Here is a 15,922-nt window from a genome sequence, read left to right as displayed (position 1 = left end):
GCATGTATGTTTTAATTCATAAATGATTAAAGATGAATTGTGAATATCATCTCTTTTTTTAATAAGTTAGTTTGATTTTTATGAAATGGTCACTTTTGGGGATTATAAAAACAAAAATACGCCCTGAAGGCGTATTTTTTATTGTTAAAAGTGGCTTAACTTAACGTGTCCACACCCAGTTTTCGATCTCTTCAGGGTCGACACCGTTTGCTTTGATGTAGTTTTTGTGGTCTACCAAGCGTTGTAACATATCGGTCGTGATGGTCACATGTTGTGATTCATCAATTACGCCTTGCTGGAACAACTTATATGCCATATCGATAACTAAATGATAGCGAGAAGTACCATTACGCACACCCATATCAAATGGTGTCGTCGTTGAACCTTCTTCTTCATAACCTTTAATACGGAAGCGACGGTTACCTTTATAATCAAATACAAGCTTTTTGATGGTGTTTGGGTAGCCATGGTAGTTGAATACCACACCTTTATCTTCAGTGAAGACTTCATCCATCATCCAAGGCTTGCTTTGGAATTTAAGACTACCTAAACCGCTGCTGTGAAGTTCTGAGACACTTACAAAGCGGATGCGCACTCTTGGTAAAATCTCACGAATTAATACCAGTGAGGCCATACATTCTTGCGTCGCGTAGTCACCACAACCTGCAAGTACTACATCTGGTTTGTCATCAGAGGCGAAATCCCACACCATGATACCGTCTTTAGCTTGCTTACGGGCTTCATCAAGTGATAACCACTGTGGTAACGACTTTTTACCCGCAACAATAATGTTCAGTTTATCGCGATCAGCGTAAGCACGTTCAGTGTAAACCAAGGTGCTGTTAGCATCTGCAGGTAAATAAGCAGAAATAATGTTCGGATGTTTCTCTAACATAGCGCCTAGGAAAGACGGATTCTGGTGAGAATAGCCGTTGTGATCTTGGCGTTCTAATAGTGAAGACAATACGACGTTACATGCAGGGATAGGCTTACGGAAATGGATGCCTTGGCTTGCATGAACATATTTACAATATTGATCCGCCATTGATGACACTACCTGAGAGAAAGATTCGTAGGTAGGGAACATGCCGTGACGACCTGTTACTGTGTAACCGTGTAACATACCGAAAAGTAAATTTTCAGATAGGAGCTCAATCACGCGGCCATCGCGAGACATATCTTGATCCCAGCTTTCGATTGGCCACTGCCATGCGCGGTCGGTTTCTTCAAACACAGCTTGTAGTTGGTTTGAGTATGTTTCATCAGGGCTGAAGATACGTAAGTTACGTTGATCGCGGTTTAGTTTGAAAGCATCACGCATCCACTCACCCATTTTCAACATTGAGAAACCACGTTGACCACGAGCTGTTTCCGAACCGTAACCCAATTTGTTTAAATCTGGATTTGCTAAAGCACGTACAACTTCACCGCCGTAACTCAGACGTTGACGACCACAACATAACTCTTTTGGCGGCATCAAAGACATAATGTCTTTATCAAATATCAATTCACCGCTTTCAGTGGTTTGCACTAATTCGTCAAACTTATAGCTAGCCAACCACTTATCAAGTGCTTCAAGATGGCCTTTATCTTTGGCGCAGTTGCTCACTATTACTTGATGAGATTCACAGTTACCAGCAAGTTTCTTACCATCGTATTCAGAAGTACCAGTCCAACCTTTTGCGGTTCTCATTAAAATAACTGGCCAGCGTGGTTTAACGACATCTTCACCTGAACGTGCGCGACGTTGGATGTCATTGATCATGTCATATGACAAGTCCATTGCTGCGGTCATTTGTTCAAAAATATCGGTTTCCATTTCATCATCAACGATGATTGGGTGATAACCAAGACCACGGAATTCTAAATCTAGCTCTTCATGGCTCATTCGGCCCATACGAGTAGGGCCTGAAATTTTGTAACCGTTAATATGTACGATTGGTAGCACTGCACCGTTGTTATCTGGTGAGACTAAACGGTTGGCATACCAAGATGCAGCTAATGGACCTGTTTCTGCTTCACCGTCACCAATTAAACAGGCGGCAATAAGATTTGGGTTATCTAATACAGAGCCCCAAGCAACTGAAAGTGAATAACCAAGCTCACCACCTTCTAATATTTGACCTGGTGCTTCAGGATTCGCATGTGATGGATAACCGTAAGCTGCTGAGAATTTTTTACAGATATCTTCGATACCCGTTTCTGTATAAGGTATGGTCTCTGGGTAGAAATGGCTTAATGAACCTTCTACAAATAAGTTAGCTTGTACTGCTGGGAAACCGTGGCCAGGGCCAACAAGGTAAATGAATTCACGATTATGCTTAACAATAAGACGGTTAACGTTAGCGTAGACAAAGTTGATACCAGGACACGTTCCCCAGTGACCAAGTAAACGAGGCTTGATATCAGTATGTTGTAAAGGACGCTTAAAAAGTACGTTTTGCTTCAGATAAATTTGCGATGTCGCCAAGAAGTTAGTCGCTCGTACGTATTTTTTTAGTGCAGTTATTTCATTTGAGTTAGTCATTGTGACCTCGATTAAAAGTGAAAATAATTATTTAACTTTCTTTGAGAACACTGTATCTGTAATTTTATTACAATAATGTGGCCTTTATCTGATTTTTGACGAGTCACTTTTAGTTCAGATCGCATTTTTGGTTGATATGTCGATAATTACTTGAAATTTAATAACGATTTGCCAGTGCTTTAAGCATAGAGCATTAATAATAGAAGTGATAAAGTGTGATGGATGTCACTTGTTGCTTTTTGTTTTATTTGTGTTGCTTCAACGTGTTATTTACTTAGGCAATGTATCAGGTAGGTAACGTTGTTTTAGCATTCACAGCCCTTGGTGATCTATACCTATTAATCCACCATCATTAGCTTTTATAATGGCGCCTTTATTTGGCACTTTTATTTGTTTTACCGTTTGACACATAGCAGCTTGCATATGAAGTGCCAGGTCTGTCCATTATGTGCTTTAACATTCAGCGCAATAGCCTGATACAAAAAAATAACCTTATAACGGGGAAGATTAGACAATATGGCAATGTTAGAAACGATTATTAATTTTATGAATAGCCTACTTTGGGGCAAGCTATTAGTTTATGGACTGGTAGGCGCTGGGTTATTTTTCACCATTCGTCTCGGTTTTATTCAAGCCACTCATTTTGTTCATGGCATTAAAGTATTGGCTATTAGCCGTCGTCCAGGTAAGCATGGCTTATCATCATTTCAGGTTTTTTGTACCAGTATGGCAGCACGTGTAGGTGCTGGTAACATGGCCGGTGTGGCTGTTGCAATTGGTACCGCAGGACCAGGTGCCGTGTTCTGGATGTGGGCTATTGCGGTACTTGGTATGGCAACCGCAATGATTGAGTCGACCCTTGCCCAAGTTTATAAAGTGAAAGATGGTGATGGTCAGTACCGTGGCGGGCCTGCTTATTATATGGAGAAAGGTCTTGGTCAACGCTGGATGGGTGTGCTGTTCTCGATATTTTTAATTATAGCCTTTGGTTTAGTGTTTAATGCAGTCCAGGCTAACACCATAACTGGTGCTATGACTCAGGTGTTTGGTTTTGAGCCTGTCTATATTGGAATTGGTATTGTTATTTGCAGTGCCTTTGTGATTGTTGGAGGCCTTAAGAAGGTTGCTAAAGCATCTGAGTTAATTGTGCCTGTGATGGCTATTGCTTATATTGCCATTGCTTTTGTCGTTGTGGGTATGAACATTGAAAAATTACCCGACATATTCATGTTGGTTATCAATAGTGCATTTGGTTGGCAAGAAGCTGCTGCTGGTGGTGTTGCATTTAGTGTTTCGCAAGCAATGCAAGCTGGTATTGCCCGAGGATTGTTTTCAAACGAAGCGGGTATGGGGAGTGCCGCAAATGTTGCTGCAAGTGCATCTCCAAATCCTAACCATCCAGCATCGCAAGGTTTTGTGCAAATGATGGGCGTGTTTGTTGATACTATTGTTATTTGTACCGCAACCGCAGCGATTATTTTATTATCTGGAGATGCAGCTTCTAGCTCGGATGGTATTGCCAAAACCATTAGTGCATTAACCAGTCATGTGGGTGATTGGGGTGGAGCATTTATTGCTTTTGCCATTTTACTCTTCTGCTTTACGTCTATTATTGCCAACTATTCTTATGCAGAAACCAATGTAATGTTCTTGTCTGGCAATAGTAAAAAAGCCTTACCTTTATTTCGTTTAGTGGTTTTAGGTATGGTGATGTTTGGTTCTCTCGCTAAAATTAGTTTGGTTTGGGATTTAGCGGATGTGTCGATGGGGCTAATGGCCATTGTTAACTTAGTGGCATTAGTCTTGTTGTCTGGTTTGGCGGTTAGAGTGATCAATGACTACCGTGAACAGATAGACGCTGGTATTGATCCGGTATTTGATACTAGTAAGTTTCCGGAGCTAGCCGACCAATTAGAAGAAAAAATTTGGCCTAACTCAGCAGAGCCTGTAAAAAAATAGCATTTACCTATTAGGGTAATCGAAAAAACCATGCTACAGCAGCATGGTTTTTTTTTATCAGTTCAGTATGATGACATTATGATTTTACCTGGAGCGTACTTATGCTGGTTTTAGTTTCACCCGCGAAAACATTAGATTTCGAAAATCCACCTATAACTAACACCCATTCTCTGCCGTGTTTACTTAAACAAAGCCAAGCATTGATTGATGTATGCCGTGAATTAACACCAATGGATATTGCCAGTTTAATGAAAGTAAGCGATAAAATTGCCGGGCTTAATGCTGCTCGTTTTGCTGACTGGCAGCCACCGTTTAGCCTTGATAATGCTAAACAAGCTATATTCGCATTTCGAGGTGATGTCTACACCGGTTTTGATGCAGATCATTTATCTGAGTCACAAATAGCTTCTAGTCAAAAGCATCTGCGTATTTTGTCTGGTTTGTATGGTTTACTTAAACCGTTGGATTTAATTCAACCGTACCGGTTAGAAATGGGTACCAAACTAGCAAACTCACAGGGCAGCAATTTATATGCTTTTTGGGGCGAGACTATCACTGCTGAAGTGAATAAGGCCTTGAAAGAGCAGGGTGACGATATCATTGTCAATTTAGCGTCGAATGAATACTTCAAATCGGTCAACGTTAAGCAGCTTGAAGGACAGTTGATTACACCAGTATTTAAAGACTGTAAAAAAGGTCAATTTAAAGTGATTAGCTTTTATGCTAAAAAAGCGCGCGGATTGATGGCTCGTTACATTGTGGATACTAAACCTACTAGTGTTGAACAATTAACCGAGTTTGATCTTGAAGGTTATTATTATAATGAAGTGCAATCGACCCCTACAGCGCCAGTGTTTTTACGAGATGAACAAAAATAACGCTCTCTAAAATAATAAAACCAGCTTAATAAAAAGCCCTTGAATAAGGGCTTTTTAATGTCTGAGTGTTAAGCTCGATTGAGATAAACCGATTAGTGTTGTTCTTTTTGCTGAGTAACAGGCCTTAAATCGATTTCTGATTGCGCCATCATATAAGCAAATTGTGCATAAGCAGCGGCACTTTGCGCTAGTTTCTTGGGATCAATTTTATCCAAGGTGTCGTTAGGAGTGTGATGATAATCAAAATAATCTGAACCATCTTGATTTAACGACGCTACTGGAACGCCTAATGCTGGTAGAATTGAAACATCTGGGCCACCAGACGCTTCATTATTGCCTAGCTCAACGCCGTTTAAGGTCATAGCTGAATGTTCTTGTTTGACCTGTTCAAATGTCGCGGCATTAACGTTAAAATCAATTTTATATACTGGTCCTGCACCAAAATCAGATTCTGCGGCAATATAGTGTTTATCTAATTCATCAGCATGTTGTGCCGCATAGGCTTTACCGCCAACTAAACCGACTTCTTCTGCAGCGTATAATACTACTCGAATAGTGCGTGCTGGCTTTTGTGGTAAGTCTTGGATAAGTTTAGCCGCGGTGGTGACAATCGCCACACCAGCGCCATCATCAATCGCACCTGTACCTTCATCCCACGAATCAAGATGAGCACCAATAAGGACGATTTCGTCAGGCTTACTGCTACCTGTGACTTCTGCAATGACATTATAAGATGTGGCTATCCCTAGATTTTCTGAGGTCAAATTTAATGATAGTGTGATGTTTGGATCGCGCTTTAACATCGCATTAATTAAATCGGCATCTGGATTCGACATTGCTGCCGCAGGAATTTTAGGCGTTCCTTCTTCATATCGCATCATACCAGTATGGGCCATTCTGTCATGATCCGTCCCAATAGAGCGGATAACGATGGCAACCGCTCCTTTTTGTGCAGCAACTATAGCTCCACGAGAACGGCCGCCTACGGCTTCGCCATAACCTTTACCTGTAATATGGCGTTCAGTTTTGTGGTCGATGAATACAATTTTGCCTTCGATGCGTCCAGGTGATGCATTAGATAACTCTTCTAAGCTGTCAAAGCGTACAATTAATGCTTGAATACCGTTAACCGGTGTTGCCACGCTTCCACCTAAGGCGGTAACGACTAATGGCTGATCATAAGGCGCCACGATACTTGCGTGGGCGCTACCTCTTGACCATGCAGGAACTTGAACAGACTCCTTGTACACTTTATCAAATCCGAGCAGCCACAATTTTTCCATTGCCCAATCAACCGCAACTATATCTTTATCCGTGCCAGCTAATCTTGGTCCAACTTCAACGGTGAGTGATTCGACTATGTCATAACTTAAGCGAGACGATAAAGCTTGTTTAGCTAATTGTTGACTGATTTTTGCATCATCAGAATCATTAATCACTAATTGTGGTGCAGTGGCTTTAGTTGGTGACGTTGTTTGACAGCCAATAAGTGCTGCAAAAATGGCACCGACGAGAGTGGCTCTTTGATAGTTTTTCATGAGTTTCCTTTGATTATTTTAGCTAAGTCTCATTTTTTACAACAATCTACCAAAAAGTGTGCTTTATGTCCCGACTCTATTTGTAAGGGAACGCTATATTAGAGCGGGGTTAGATGAGGAGAAGAGCGCGTGATGAATATAGAAAAAATGCAGCAGCAAGCAGATCATGCGGTCGTATTGCTAAAAGCATTAGCAAATGAACGTAGATTGTTTATTTTGTGTCATCTTCTTAATGAAGGTGAAATGTGTGTTGGTGAAATGAATAAGAAGTTGGGGTTGAGTCAATCGGCATTATCTCAACATTTGGCATGGCTTCGTAAAGACAATTTAGTCTGTACTAGAAAAGAAGCACAAACCGTTTTTTATTCATTAAAAAGTAATGAGGTAAAAGAGTTAATTCAAGTATTAAATAATATGTATTGTTATTAAATTGACTCCACAAACGTCTTAACTGATGCATCTCATTGATGATGTCTTAAGTTAAGACGTTTAGTTCTGTAAATTATATACACGCAATATGCCGCTTACTGGCCGCAATTAAGACACTTCAAACCACAAACCTGCAATGTATCAATATTTTCAAAACCACCAACTTTCAACTTTCATAAAATTGATCGTTATCCCGTTGAAATGAGTGAAAGCTTCCATACTGTCTTTCTACAGGCTTAGTTAGTCGCCAATATTAATAGTATTAAATTAAACGTTAAAACAGTTCTCAAGCGCAACTTGCTTTTAATCAGACTATTTTTCAGGGTCAGATCATTAATAATTTTGACATGATTATATTGATACTAATCTGTTGAGTTGAGTTGAGTTGAGCTGAGATAGGGGAAGTTGCAGATGAAAAAGATAGATAGGTAAAATTTAGTGATAAAAAAACCGGCCTAAGCCGGTTTTTTGAATCTTAATCTACAAAAACTTAAGCTGCGATAGCTTTGATTTTTGCATTTAAGCGAGCCTTCTGACGACCGGCTTTATTCTTATGAATAAGACCTTTAGTCGCCATACGGTCAACAATTGGTTGTGCAATAGCGAACGCTTCTGTAGCCGCTTTATGGTCACCACTTTTGATAGCAGCGATGACTTTTTTAACGTATGTACGTAACATAGAGCGACGACTAGCATTATGCTGACGACGCTTTTCAGACTGAAGCGCGCGCTTCTTTGCAGACTTGCTATTAGCCAAGGTGCAACTCCTAAAAACTGGATTTGATACTTTTAAAGGCCGAGGAATATGCCTGCTTTTTGTCGTCTTGTCAACGACTACAGTTGAATAATCATCATAAAGATAAATTAATCCAACCTAACATGCCTAACTTCAACCCACTCGTGTAATATGTGGCGCAATTCTACCAGCTCTTTGGTCTGTGTGACAGGGCCATAATAGAATATTTATTAATATATCCCATTAATTTTCGTTGATGTGTGTTTGTGCCGGGGGGGCTGTTTGAGCAAAAAATTATTTAAATCAGGCTTGATTGTCAGTGTTATGACGCTGATTTCACGAGTATTAGGTTTAGTTCGAGATGTAGTGATTGCGAACCTAATGGGAGCAGGCAGTAGTGCTGACGTGTTCTTTTTTGCAAATAAGATACCTAATTTTTTAAGGCGTTTATTTGCCGAAGGGGCTTTTGCGCAGGCATTTGTGCCGGTACTGACCGAGTACCAGGAAAAAATGACCCCAGAAGATACACGCGAGTTATTAAGTAAAGTCGCTGGTACCTTAGGTGTACTAGTGACAATTGTTACTTTGGTTGGTGTTGTTGGTTCTCCAGTATTAGCTGCTCTTTTTGGTGGTGGCTGGTTTGTCGATTGGTTAAATGACGGGCCTAATGCAGAAAAATTTGAACTGGCTTCTGTCATGTTAAAAATTACCTTTCCGTACTTATGGTTTATCACCTTCACAGCCCTAGCAGGATCAATCCTTAATACTCGTGGACGCTTTGCAGTTTCAGCCTTTACGCCAGTATTTTTGAATGTGGCGATTATTGCCGTGGCTTTATGGTATGCGCACACATTAGAAAACCCTGAAATTGGTTTGGCTTGGGGGGTATTTGTTGGTGGATTGATTCAGTTTTTATTCCAAATACCTTTCTTAATTCGTGAGAAAGCACTTGTTAGGCCTACGTGGGGATGGCATCACCCTGGTGTGGTAAAAATTAGAACCTTGATGATCCCAGCTTTATTTGGTGTGTCTGTGTCGCAAATTAATTTATTGTTCGACACTTTTATAGCCAGTTTCCTGATGACGGGATCGATTAGTTGGTTGTATTACGCAGACCGCCTATTGGAGTTCCCTTTAGGATTATTTGGTATTGCCATCGCGACAGTGATTTTGCCTGCATTATCGCAAAAACATGTTAATGCCCAAGGCAGTGGCTTTAATCAAACGATGGATTGGGGAGTAAAAGCCATTTTACTCTTAGGCACACCGGCTATGTTAGGACTGATTATTCTTGCTAAACCAATGCTGATGGTGTTGTTTATGCGTGGTGCATTTAGCCTAAATGACGTTGAAATGGCTTCGTATAGCTTGGTTGCTTATGGCTGTGGTTTGTTAAGTTTCATGATGATTAAAGTGTTAGCTCCAGGATATTATTCGCGTCAAGACACTAAAACGCCGGTTAAATATGGCATTATTGCCATGGTTAGTAATATGGTGTTTAACCTTATTTTTGCCATTCCATTTGGTTATGTGGGCTTAGCCATTGCGACATCAATGTCTGCGCTATTAAATGCAGGTTTGTTATATCGAGGATTGCATAAAGCGGGCGTTTATCAAATGAGCCGACAAACGTTATTTTTCTCGTTTAAAGTGATTATTTCTACAGCCTTAATGGCCATTGGCATTGTTTATTTTATGCCGCAACAAAGTACATGGCTCGAATGGCACACCTTCGAACGGATGTTTATGTTGATTGAGTTAATTGTTGGTGGCGCGGTTATTTATTTGTTGAGTTTACTCGCATTGGGTGTACGGCCTTGGAAAATTAAACGTCAGGGATAATTTATCCTACGTGAGAGACTTAGGCATATCGGCTGATTATCCAAAATTCGCTGTAATAATCTGAGGTTGAAACTCGCATCTGACATTGGTTTGGGTATATAATCTGCCGATTTGCAATAGGCAGTATTGAGCGTAATGGAATTAATCCGCGGTATACACAATATTTTACCTTCTCATCATGGTTGCGTTTTGACCATTGGGAATTTTGATGGTGTCCATCGTGGCCATGCACAAGTGATCAGCAGCTTGGTTAATAAAGCGCATCATTTTCAACTGCCTGCAATGTTAATGACCTTTGAACCGCAACCGCAAGAACGTTTTCGTGGTACAGATGCGCCGGCGCGTCTGAGTCTTCTACGTGATAAAATTAGATTGTTAGATGAGCTTAAAATTGATCAGCTACTTTGTATCAATTTTACTGAAGCCTTTGCTAGTCAACCTGCTGAAGCGTTTATTGAAGAGTTACTGGTTAAAAAACTCGGGGTTAAATATCTCGTTGTTGGAGATGATTTTTGTTTTGGTAAAGGTCGCTTAGGCAACTTCGATATGCTCGTTGCTGCGGGTAAAGAATTTGGCTTTACTGTGGTCAGTACACAAAGCTTTGTTGTTGGTTCGTTGCGAGTAAGCTCTACTGCAGTGAGAGAACAACTAGCGTTAGGGCACTTAGAGCAAGCAAGGCGGTTATTGGGTCATCCTTTCATTTTAAGTGGTAAGGTTGCACACGGGCAAAAATTAGGCCGTACTATTGGTTTTCCAACAGCAAATATTGCCTTAAAACGACACGTAGTACCTGTAAGAGGGGTGTTTGCGGTTCGTTTGTACTGGGATGGCAGCGATATTTATGACGGTGTGGCTAATGTGGGTTTTAGACCCACTGTAAATGGTCAAACTTGCAGATTAGAAGTCCATTTGTTTGATTTTAGCGGTGATTTATACGGCAAACGAGTGGAAGTAGAATTAGTAGCAAAGATCCGTGATGAACAACCTTTTGAGTCATTGGACGCGCTAAAAAAACAGATTTTAAATGATGCAAATGAAGCTCGCGCTTTATTTAGCAACGATGCTAGCTGAAATGAATCAGCTTTAAATAATGGTATGGGATCAATGAGCGACTATAAATTTACTTTGAACTTGCCGGAAACAGAGTTTCCGATGCGCGGTAATTTGGCAAATCGCGAGCCAGAAATGTTAAATAGCTGGACGCAAGACGGACTGTATCAACAGATCCGTGATAGCCGTGCTGGCCGTAAACCTTTCATTCTTCATGATGGCCCTCCATATGCCAATGGCAGCATTCATATTGGTCACTCGGTAAACAAAATCCTTAAAGACATCATTATTAAGTCTAAAACCATGTCAGGTTTTGACGCGCCTTATATTCCAGGCTGGGATTGTCATGGATTACCGATTGAGCTTAAAGTTGAGCAAAAAGTCGGTAAGCCAGGTGTCAAAATTTCTGCGGCAGAGTTTCGTGAAGAATGTCGTAAATATGCCGCTATCCAAGTTGATGGCCAACGTGATGACTTCATTCGTCTAGGTGTATTAGGTGATTGGCAAAACCCTTACCTAACCATGGACTTTTCAACCGAAGCGAATATTGTCCGTTCATTGGCAAAAGTAATTGAAAGCGGTCATTTACACAAAGGTGTTAAACCTGTGCATTGGTGTACCGACTGTGGTTCAGCACTTGCTGAAGCTGAAGTGGAATACGAAGATAAAACATCTCCAGCCATCGATGTCGCTTTTGTGGCGGTTGATAGCCAAGCTGTTGCAGCTAAATTTGGCGTAGAAAATTATGCTAAACCAGTAGCGATGGCAATTTGGACCACGACCCCATGGACGATTCCTGCAAATCGTGCATTAGCGTTAAGCCCTGAGTTAGATTACAGCCTGGTTGAATTTGTTAAGAATGGTGAAACGACTACCTTGATATTAGCTCAAGTTCTGGTTGAGTCATGTCTTGAGCGTTATAGTGCAGAGTCACACACTATTTTAGGTGAAGTAAAAGGCGCAGAACTTGAGTTAATGCGTTTTAATCACCCATTTTATGCGTTTGACGTGCCTGCTATTTTAGCCGATCACGTTACTACTGACGCAGGTACCGGTATTGTACATACAGCACCAGGCCACGGTCAGGACGATTTTATTGTCGGCCAAAAATACGGTTTGGAAGTCGCTAACCCTGTTGGCGACAATGGTGTTTATAAGCCAGACACTGAGTTTTTTGCTGGTCAGCATGTATTTAAAGCCAACGCCAATGTGGTTGCGCTGTTAGAAGAAAAGGGCGCATTACTTCTGCATGTTGCTATACGCCATAGCTATCCACATTGCTGGCGCCACAAAACACCAATTATTTTCCGTGCCACGCCACAATGGTTTATCTCTATGGATAATCATGGTTTGCGTTCACAAGCGTTAAAAGAAATTGAACAAACGAAGTGGATCCCTGATTGGGGCCAAAGCCGTATTGAAAAAATGGTAGAAAATCGTCCAGACTGGTGTATTTCACGTCAGCGTACTTGGGGCGTACCTATTACGTTGTTTGTACATCGTGAAACGGATGAATTACATCCAGACAGTGTTTCATTAATGGAACGTGTAGCGCATCGCATTGAACAACAAGGCATTCAAGCTTGGTGGGATTTAGATGCCAATGAATTGTTAGGTGATGAGGCAGATCAATACCGCAAAGTGACTGATACATTGGATGTATGGTTTGACTCAGGTTCATCATTCTCATCTGTTGTCGCAGCGCGTCCAGAGTTTCATGGGCATGACATTGACTTGTATCTAGAAGGAAGCGATCAGCATCGTGGTTGGTTTATGTCATCATTGATGATCTCAACCGCTATGAATGGTAAAGCACCTTATAAGCAAGTGTTGACTCATGGTTTTACCGTTGATGGTAAAGGCCGTAAGATGTCAAAATCTGTTGGTAACGTGATAGCTCCATTACAAGTAATCAATAAGCTAGGTGCTGATATTTTACGCCTGTGGGTTGCTGCAACCGATTATAGTGGCGAAATGACGGTATCTGACGAGATTTTAAATCGTAGTGCTGATGCATATCGTCGTATTCGTAATACTGCTCGTTTCTTGCTTGCTAACTTGAATGGCTTTAACCCAGAAACGGACATGATCGCATCTGAAGATATGGTCGCGTTAGATCGTTGGGTTGTTCGCCGTGCAGCAGTACTGCAACAAGAAATCATCGAAGCGTATGATCAATACAACTTCCATTTAGTAACTCAAAAACTGATGCAGTTCTGTTCTGTAGAGCTAGGCAGTTTCTATCTTGATATTATTAAAGATCGCCAGTACACCGCTAAGCAAGAAGGGCATGCACGTCGTAGCTGTCAATCTGCGCTTTATCATATTGCAGAGGCAATGGTTCGGTGGATGACGCCAATTTTAAGCTTTACCGCTGATGAAGTGTGGCAATTGTTACCCGGTAAACGTGAAAAGTATGTGTTTACCCAAGAATGGTATCAAGGCTTAGAAGCCGTCACTCTTGAAAGTGATTTAAGCGATGATTATTGGGAGAAACTATTAACTGTCCGTAACGAAGTTAACAAAGTACTCGAACAAGCGCGTCGTGATAAACGTATTGGTGGTTCATTAGAAGCTGAAGTGACATTGTTCGCCGATGCTGATTTAGCTGCTGAGTTAGCTAAAGTGGGTGATGAGTTACGATTTATTCTTATTACCTCTAAAGCAGCCGTGGCGGATATGTCACAAGCGGGTAGCGATGCCATCGAAACCGAATTAAGTTCGCTTAAACTAGTGGTTGCCAAAAGTGCAGCCGAGAAGTGTGAGCGTTGCTGGCACTATCGTGAAGAGGTTGGCACTATTGAAGCTCACCCAACATTGTGTCAACGCTGTGTGACCAATATTGAAGGTGAAGGCGAGAAACGCGAATTCGCTTAAGGAAACATTGATAATGAGTACTGTGCCATTAACATGGAAAGACAGTGGCTTACGTTGGTATTGGGTAGCTGCATTGGTGTTTTTAGCCGATCAGCTGTCTAAACAATGGGTCCTGAGCAATTTTGAATTGTATGAGTCTATACAGCTTTTGCCGTTTTTTAACTTCACTTACGTGCGAAACTACGGTGCAGCGTTCAGTTTTTTAAGTGAAGCAGGAGGTTGGCAACGTTGGTTGTTTACCATTATTGCGGTTGGTTTTAGTACCTTGTTAACAATATGGTTGCGTAAACAATCTTATTCGTTATGGCGCAGTAATTTAGCCTTTACCTTAGTTATTGGCGGCGCATTAGGTAATTTGGTTGATCGTTTAATGCATGGTTTTGTAATTGACTTTGTCGATTTTTACTGGAATACCAGCCATTACCCTGCATTTAATATTGCCGATGCAGGCATCTTTATTGGTGCGGTACTGATCATTTGGGAATCATTTAGACCCGACGCAAAGCCATCGAAGGAGCAAGATTAACTGTGACAGATTTAAATAAGCAAGACAGTCATTCATTAATATGTCATATGAATATTGTACTGGAAGACGGGTCCACAGCCGACAGTACAAAATCATCTGGCAAACCTTCACGTTTAAATATTGGTGACGGTAGTCTAAGTCCGGCTTTTGAAGACGAACTAAAAGACTTGAAAGAAGGTGATAAGCACACATTTACCTTAGCGGCAAAAGACGCTTTTGGTGAGTCAAACCCTGATGCGATTCACTATATGGACCGAAGTCGATTTCCTGCAGATATGAAGCTTGAAGACGGTGTTATTGTGAGTTTTGCGGGTCCTGGTGGCAGTGAAATACCGGGTATCGTTCGCGATACTGCTGGTGATTCAATTACCGTCGATTTAAACCATCCACTCGCAGGACGCACGCTTACGTTTGAACTTGAAGTTATTAGTGTCATAACTGAGTAAAAAAGGTATCACATGCTAAAAGTTGATCCGACGTCTCCAGAACTGAGTATTTTATTGGCCAACCCTCGTGGTTTTTGTGCCGGTGTTGACCGTGCTATCAGTATTGTTGAGCGTGCTTTAGAGTTATTTGAACCACCAATTTATGTACGCCATGAAGTGGTACATAACCGATATGTGGTTGAAAACCTAAAACAGCGTGGTGCTCTTTTTATTGATGAACTTGACCAAGTACCAGACAACAGTATTGTTATTTTTAGTGCTCACGGTGTATCACAAGCTGTGCGTAAAGAAGCTAAAAATCGCGGTTTAAAAGTCTTCGATGCAACCTGTCCTTTAGTGACAAAAGTACATTTACAAGTGACTCGTGCAAGTCGTAAAGGTATTGAGTGCATTTTGATTGGTCATGAAGGCCATCCAGAAGTTGAAGGCACCATGGGACAATATGATAATCCTAAAGGTGGTGTTTATCTTATTGAGTCTCCAGAGGATGTTAATAATCTTCAGGTCAATAATCCAGACAACTTATGCTTTGTCACTCAAACAACACTTTCTGTTGATGACACCTTAGATATTATTACTGCATTGCAAAAGCGCTTTCCTTCAATTGAGGGGCCGCGTAAAGATGATATTTGCTACGCGACGCAAAATCGACAAGATGCTGTACGCAGTATGTCTTCCGAAGTCGATTTATTGATTGTTGTCGGTTCTAAAAATAGCTCTAACTCAAATCGATTACGTGAGCTGGCTGAAAAAACAGGTACGCAATCTTATCTCGTTGATACCGCTGCTGACGTTGAGGCTGTGTGGTTTGATGGTGTGAAAAAAGTGGCAGTAACTGCTGGTGCTTCAGCGCCTGAGGTTTTAGTGCAACAAGTTGTTAACGCGATAGCTAAACTTGCACCGAGTATTATTACTGAAGTTGAAGGCCGTAAAGAAGACACTGTATTTGCAGTTCCAGCTGAATTACGTTAGTAATTTCAATCATCTATAAATATTAACCCGCAACTTAATTTAAGTTGCGGGTTTTTTGTGCTTACAAAGTAAACCGAGTATAATACGGATAAAATATGTTGTTCTATTAATCATACAAAATTGATACTATCTGATTACATTT

At 41.0% G+C, this 15,922-nt stretch carries 12 protein-coding genes; 9 read left to right on the top strand and 3 right to left on the bottom strand.

Translation table 11 applies throughout. The features are described from left to right. Window positions 1-160: 160 nt before the first annotated feature. Window positions 161-2,527, bottom strand: a complete 2,367-nt coding sequence (locus tag AAEY99_RS04300) for a phosphoketolase family protein (protein ID WP_101086375.1) — start codon at window positions 2,525-2,527, stop codon at window positions 161-163. A 522-nt stretch (window positions 2,528-3,049) separates the two neighbouring features. Here AAEY99_RS04300 and AAEY99_RS04295 point away from each other — a divergent pair. Next, window positions 3,050-4,486, top strand: a complete 1,437-nt coding sequence (locus tag AAEY99_RS04295) for an alanine/glycine:cation symporter family protein (protein ID WP_101087192.1) — start codon at window positions 3,050-3,052, stop codon at window positions 4,484-4,486. 101 nt (window positions 4,487-4,587) lie between these two features. Continuing rightward, window positions 4,588-5,364 carry a peroxide stress protein YaaA gene (gene yaaA / locus AAEY99_RS04290; protein WP_162023674.1) on the top strand — a complete coding sequence of 259 codons (777 nt, stop codon included), beginning with the start codon at window positions 4,588-4,590 and terminating at the stop codon, window positions 5,362-5,364. A 92-nt stretch (window positions 5,365-5,456) separates the two neighbouring features. Here the strand turns inward: yaaA and AAEY99_RS04285 are convergent, their stop codons facing one another. Continuing rightward, window positions 5,457-6,902 carry a M20/M25/M40 family metallo-hydrolase gene (locus tag AAEY99_RS04285; RefSeq protein WP_351009322.1) on the bottom strand — a complete coding sequence of 482 codons (1,446 nt, stop codon included), beginning with the start codon at window positions 6,900-6,902 and terminating at the stop codon, window positions 5,457-5,459. A 132-nt stretch (window positions 6,903-7,034) separates the two neighbouring features. Here AAEY99_RS04285 and AAEY99_RS04280 point away from each other — a divergent pair, with 132 nt between their 5' ends. Next, the gene (locus tag AAEY99_RS04280; RefSeq protein ID WP_011638342.1) at window positions 7,035-7,331 is read left to right on the top strand and encodes an ArsR/SmtB family transcription factor; all 297 of its coding nucleotides are present in this window, start codon (window positions 7,035-7,037) and stop codon (window positions 7,329-7,331) included. Window positions 7,332-7,821: 490 nt separating this feature from the next. Here AAEY99_RS04280 and rpsT read toward each other — a convergent pair whose 3' ends face one another. Beyond that, window positions 7,822-8,088 carry a 30S ribosomal protein S20 gene (gene rpsT, locus AAEY99_RS04275; protein WP_059744082.1) on the bottom strand — a complete coding sequence of 89 codons (267 nt, stop codon included), beginning with the start codon at window positions 8,086-8,088 and terminating at the stop codon, window positions 7,822-7,824. Between the two features lie 261 nt (window positions 8,089-8,349). Between rpsT and murJ the strand changes: the two genes are divergently transcribed. The 6 genes from murJ (at window position 8,350) to ispH (ending at window position 15,780) form a co-directional block, all read left to right on the top strand. Further along, the gene (murJ, locus tag AAEY99_RS04270; RefSeq protein WP_162023672.1) at window positions 8,350-9,909 is read left to right on the top strand and encodes a murein biosynthesis integral membrane protein MurJ; all 1,560 of its coding nucleotides are present in this window, start codon (window positions 8,350-8,352) and stop codon (window positions 9,907-9,909) included. 135 nt (window positions 9,910-10,044) lie between these two features. Beyond that, window positions 10,045-10,980, top strand: coding sequence for a bifunctional riboflavin kinase/FAD synthetase (gene ribF / locus AAEY99_RS04265; protein WP_101086379.1), 936 nt, complete (start codon window positions 10,045-10,047; stop codon window positions 10,978-10,980). Window positions 10,981-11,013: 33 nt separating this feature from the next. Beyond that, a complete protein-coding gene (ileS, locus tag AAEY99_RS04260; protein ID WP_351009318.1) occupies window positions 11,014-13,836 on the top strand; it encodes an isoleucine--tRNA ligase in 2,823 nt (940 codons plus the stop codon). Between the two features lie 22 nt (window positions 13,837-13,858). After that, a complete protein-coding gene (lspA, locus tag AAEY99_RS04255) occupies window positions 13,859-14,362 on the top strand; it encodes a signal peptidase II (protein WP_041413659.1) in 504 nt (167 codons plus the stop codon). A 2-nt stretch (window positions 14,363-14,364) separates the two neighbouring features. Beyond that, window positions 14,365-14,808 carry an FKBP-type peptidyl-prolyl cis-trans isomerase gene (gene fkpB, locus AAEY99_RS04250; RefSeq protein ID WP_162023671.1) on the top strand — a complete coding sequence of 148 codons (444 nt, stop codon included), beginning with the start codon at window positions 14,365-14,367 and terminating at the stop codon, window positions 14,806-14,808. A 42-nt stretch (window positions 14,809-14,850) separates the two neighbouring features. Then, complete coding sequence (gene ispH, locus AAEY99_RS04245) at window positions 14,851-15,780, top strand: 4-hydroxy-3-methylbut-2-enyl diphosphate reductase (RefSeq protein WP_182744784.1); 930 nt, start codon at window positions 14,851-14,853, stop codon at window positions 15,778-15,780. Window positions 15,781-15,922: the final 142 nt, after the last annotated feature.

It is taken from the genome of Shewanella sp. S1-58-MNA-CIBAN-0166, from assembly GCF_040310085.1.
Lineage (GTDB): Bacteria > Pseudomonadota > Gammaproteobacteria > Enterobacterales > Shewanellaceae > Shewanella.
The sequence above is the reverse complement of the archived record's forward strand: the minus strand, read 5'-3'. Positions and strand labels throughout refer to the sequence as shown.

Excerpts from the sequence above, each read along its gene's own strand:
- AAEY99_RS04295 (WP_101087192.1), top strand. The coding sequence starts at position 3,050 with ATGTTAGAAACGATTATTAATTTTATGAATAGCCTACTTTGGGGCAAG.
- yaaA (WP_162023674.1), top strand. The coding sequence starts at position 4,588 with ATGCTGGTTTTAGTTTCACCCGCGAAAACATTAGATTTCGAAAATCCA.
- ribF (WP_101086379.1), top strand. The coding sequence starts at position 10,045 with ATGGAATTAATCCGCGGTATACACAATATTTTACCTTCTCATCATGGT.
- AAEY99_RS04280 (WP_011638342.1), top strand. The coding sequence starts at position 7,035 with ATGAATATAGAAAAAATGCAGCAGCAAGCAGATCATGCGGTCGTATTG.
- AAEY99_RS04285 (WP_351009322.1), bottom strand. The coding sequence starts at position 6,902 with ATGAAAAACTATCAAAGAGCCACTCTCGTCGGTGCCATTTTTGCAGCA.
- ileS (WP_351009318.1), top strand. The coding sequence starts at position 11,014 with ATGAGCGACTATAAATTTACTTTGAACTTGCCGGAAACAGAGTTTCCG.
- AAEY99_RS04300 (WP_101086375.1), bottom strand. The coding sequence starts at position 2,527 with ATGACTAACTCAAATGAAATAACTGCACTAAAAAAATACGTACGAGCG.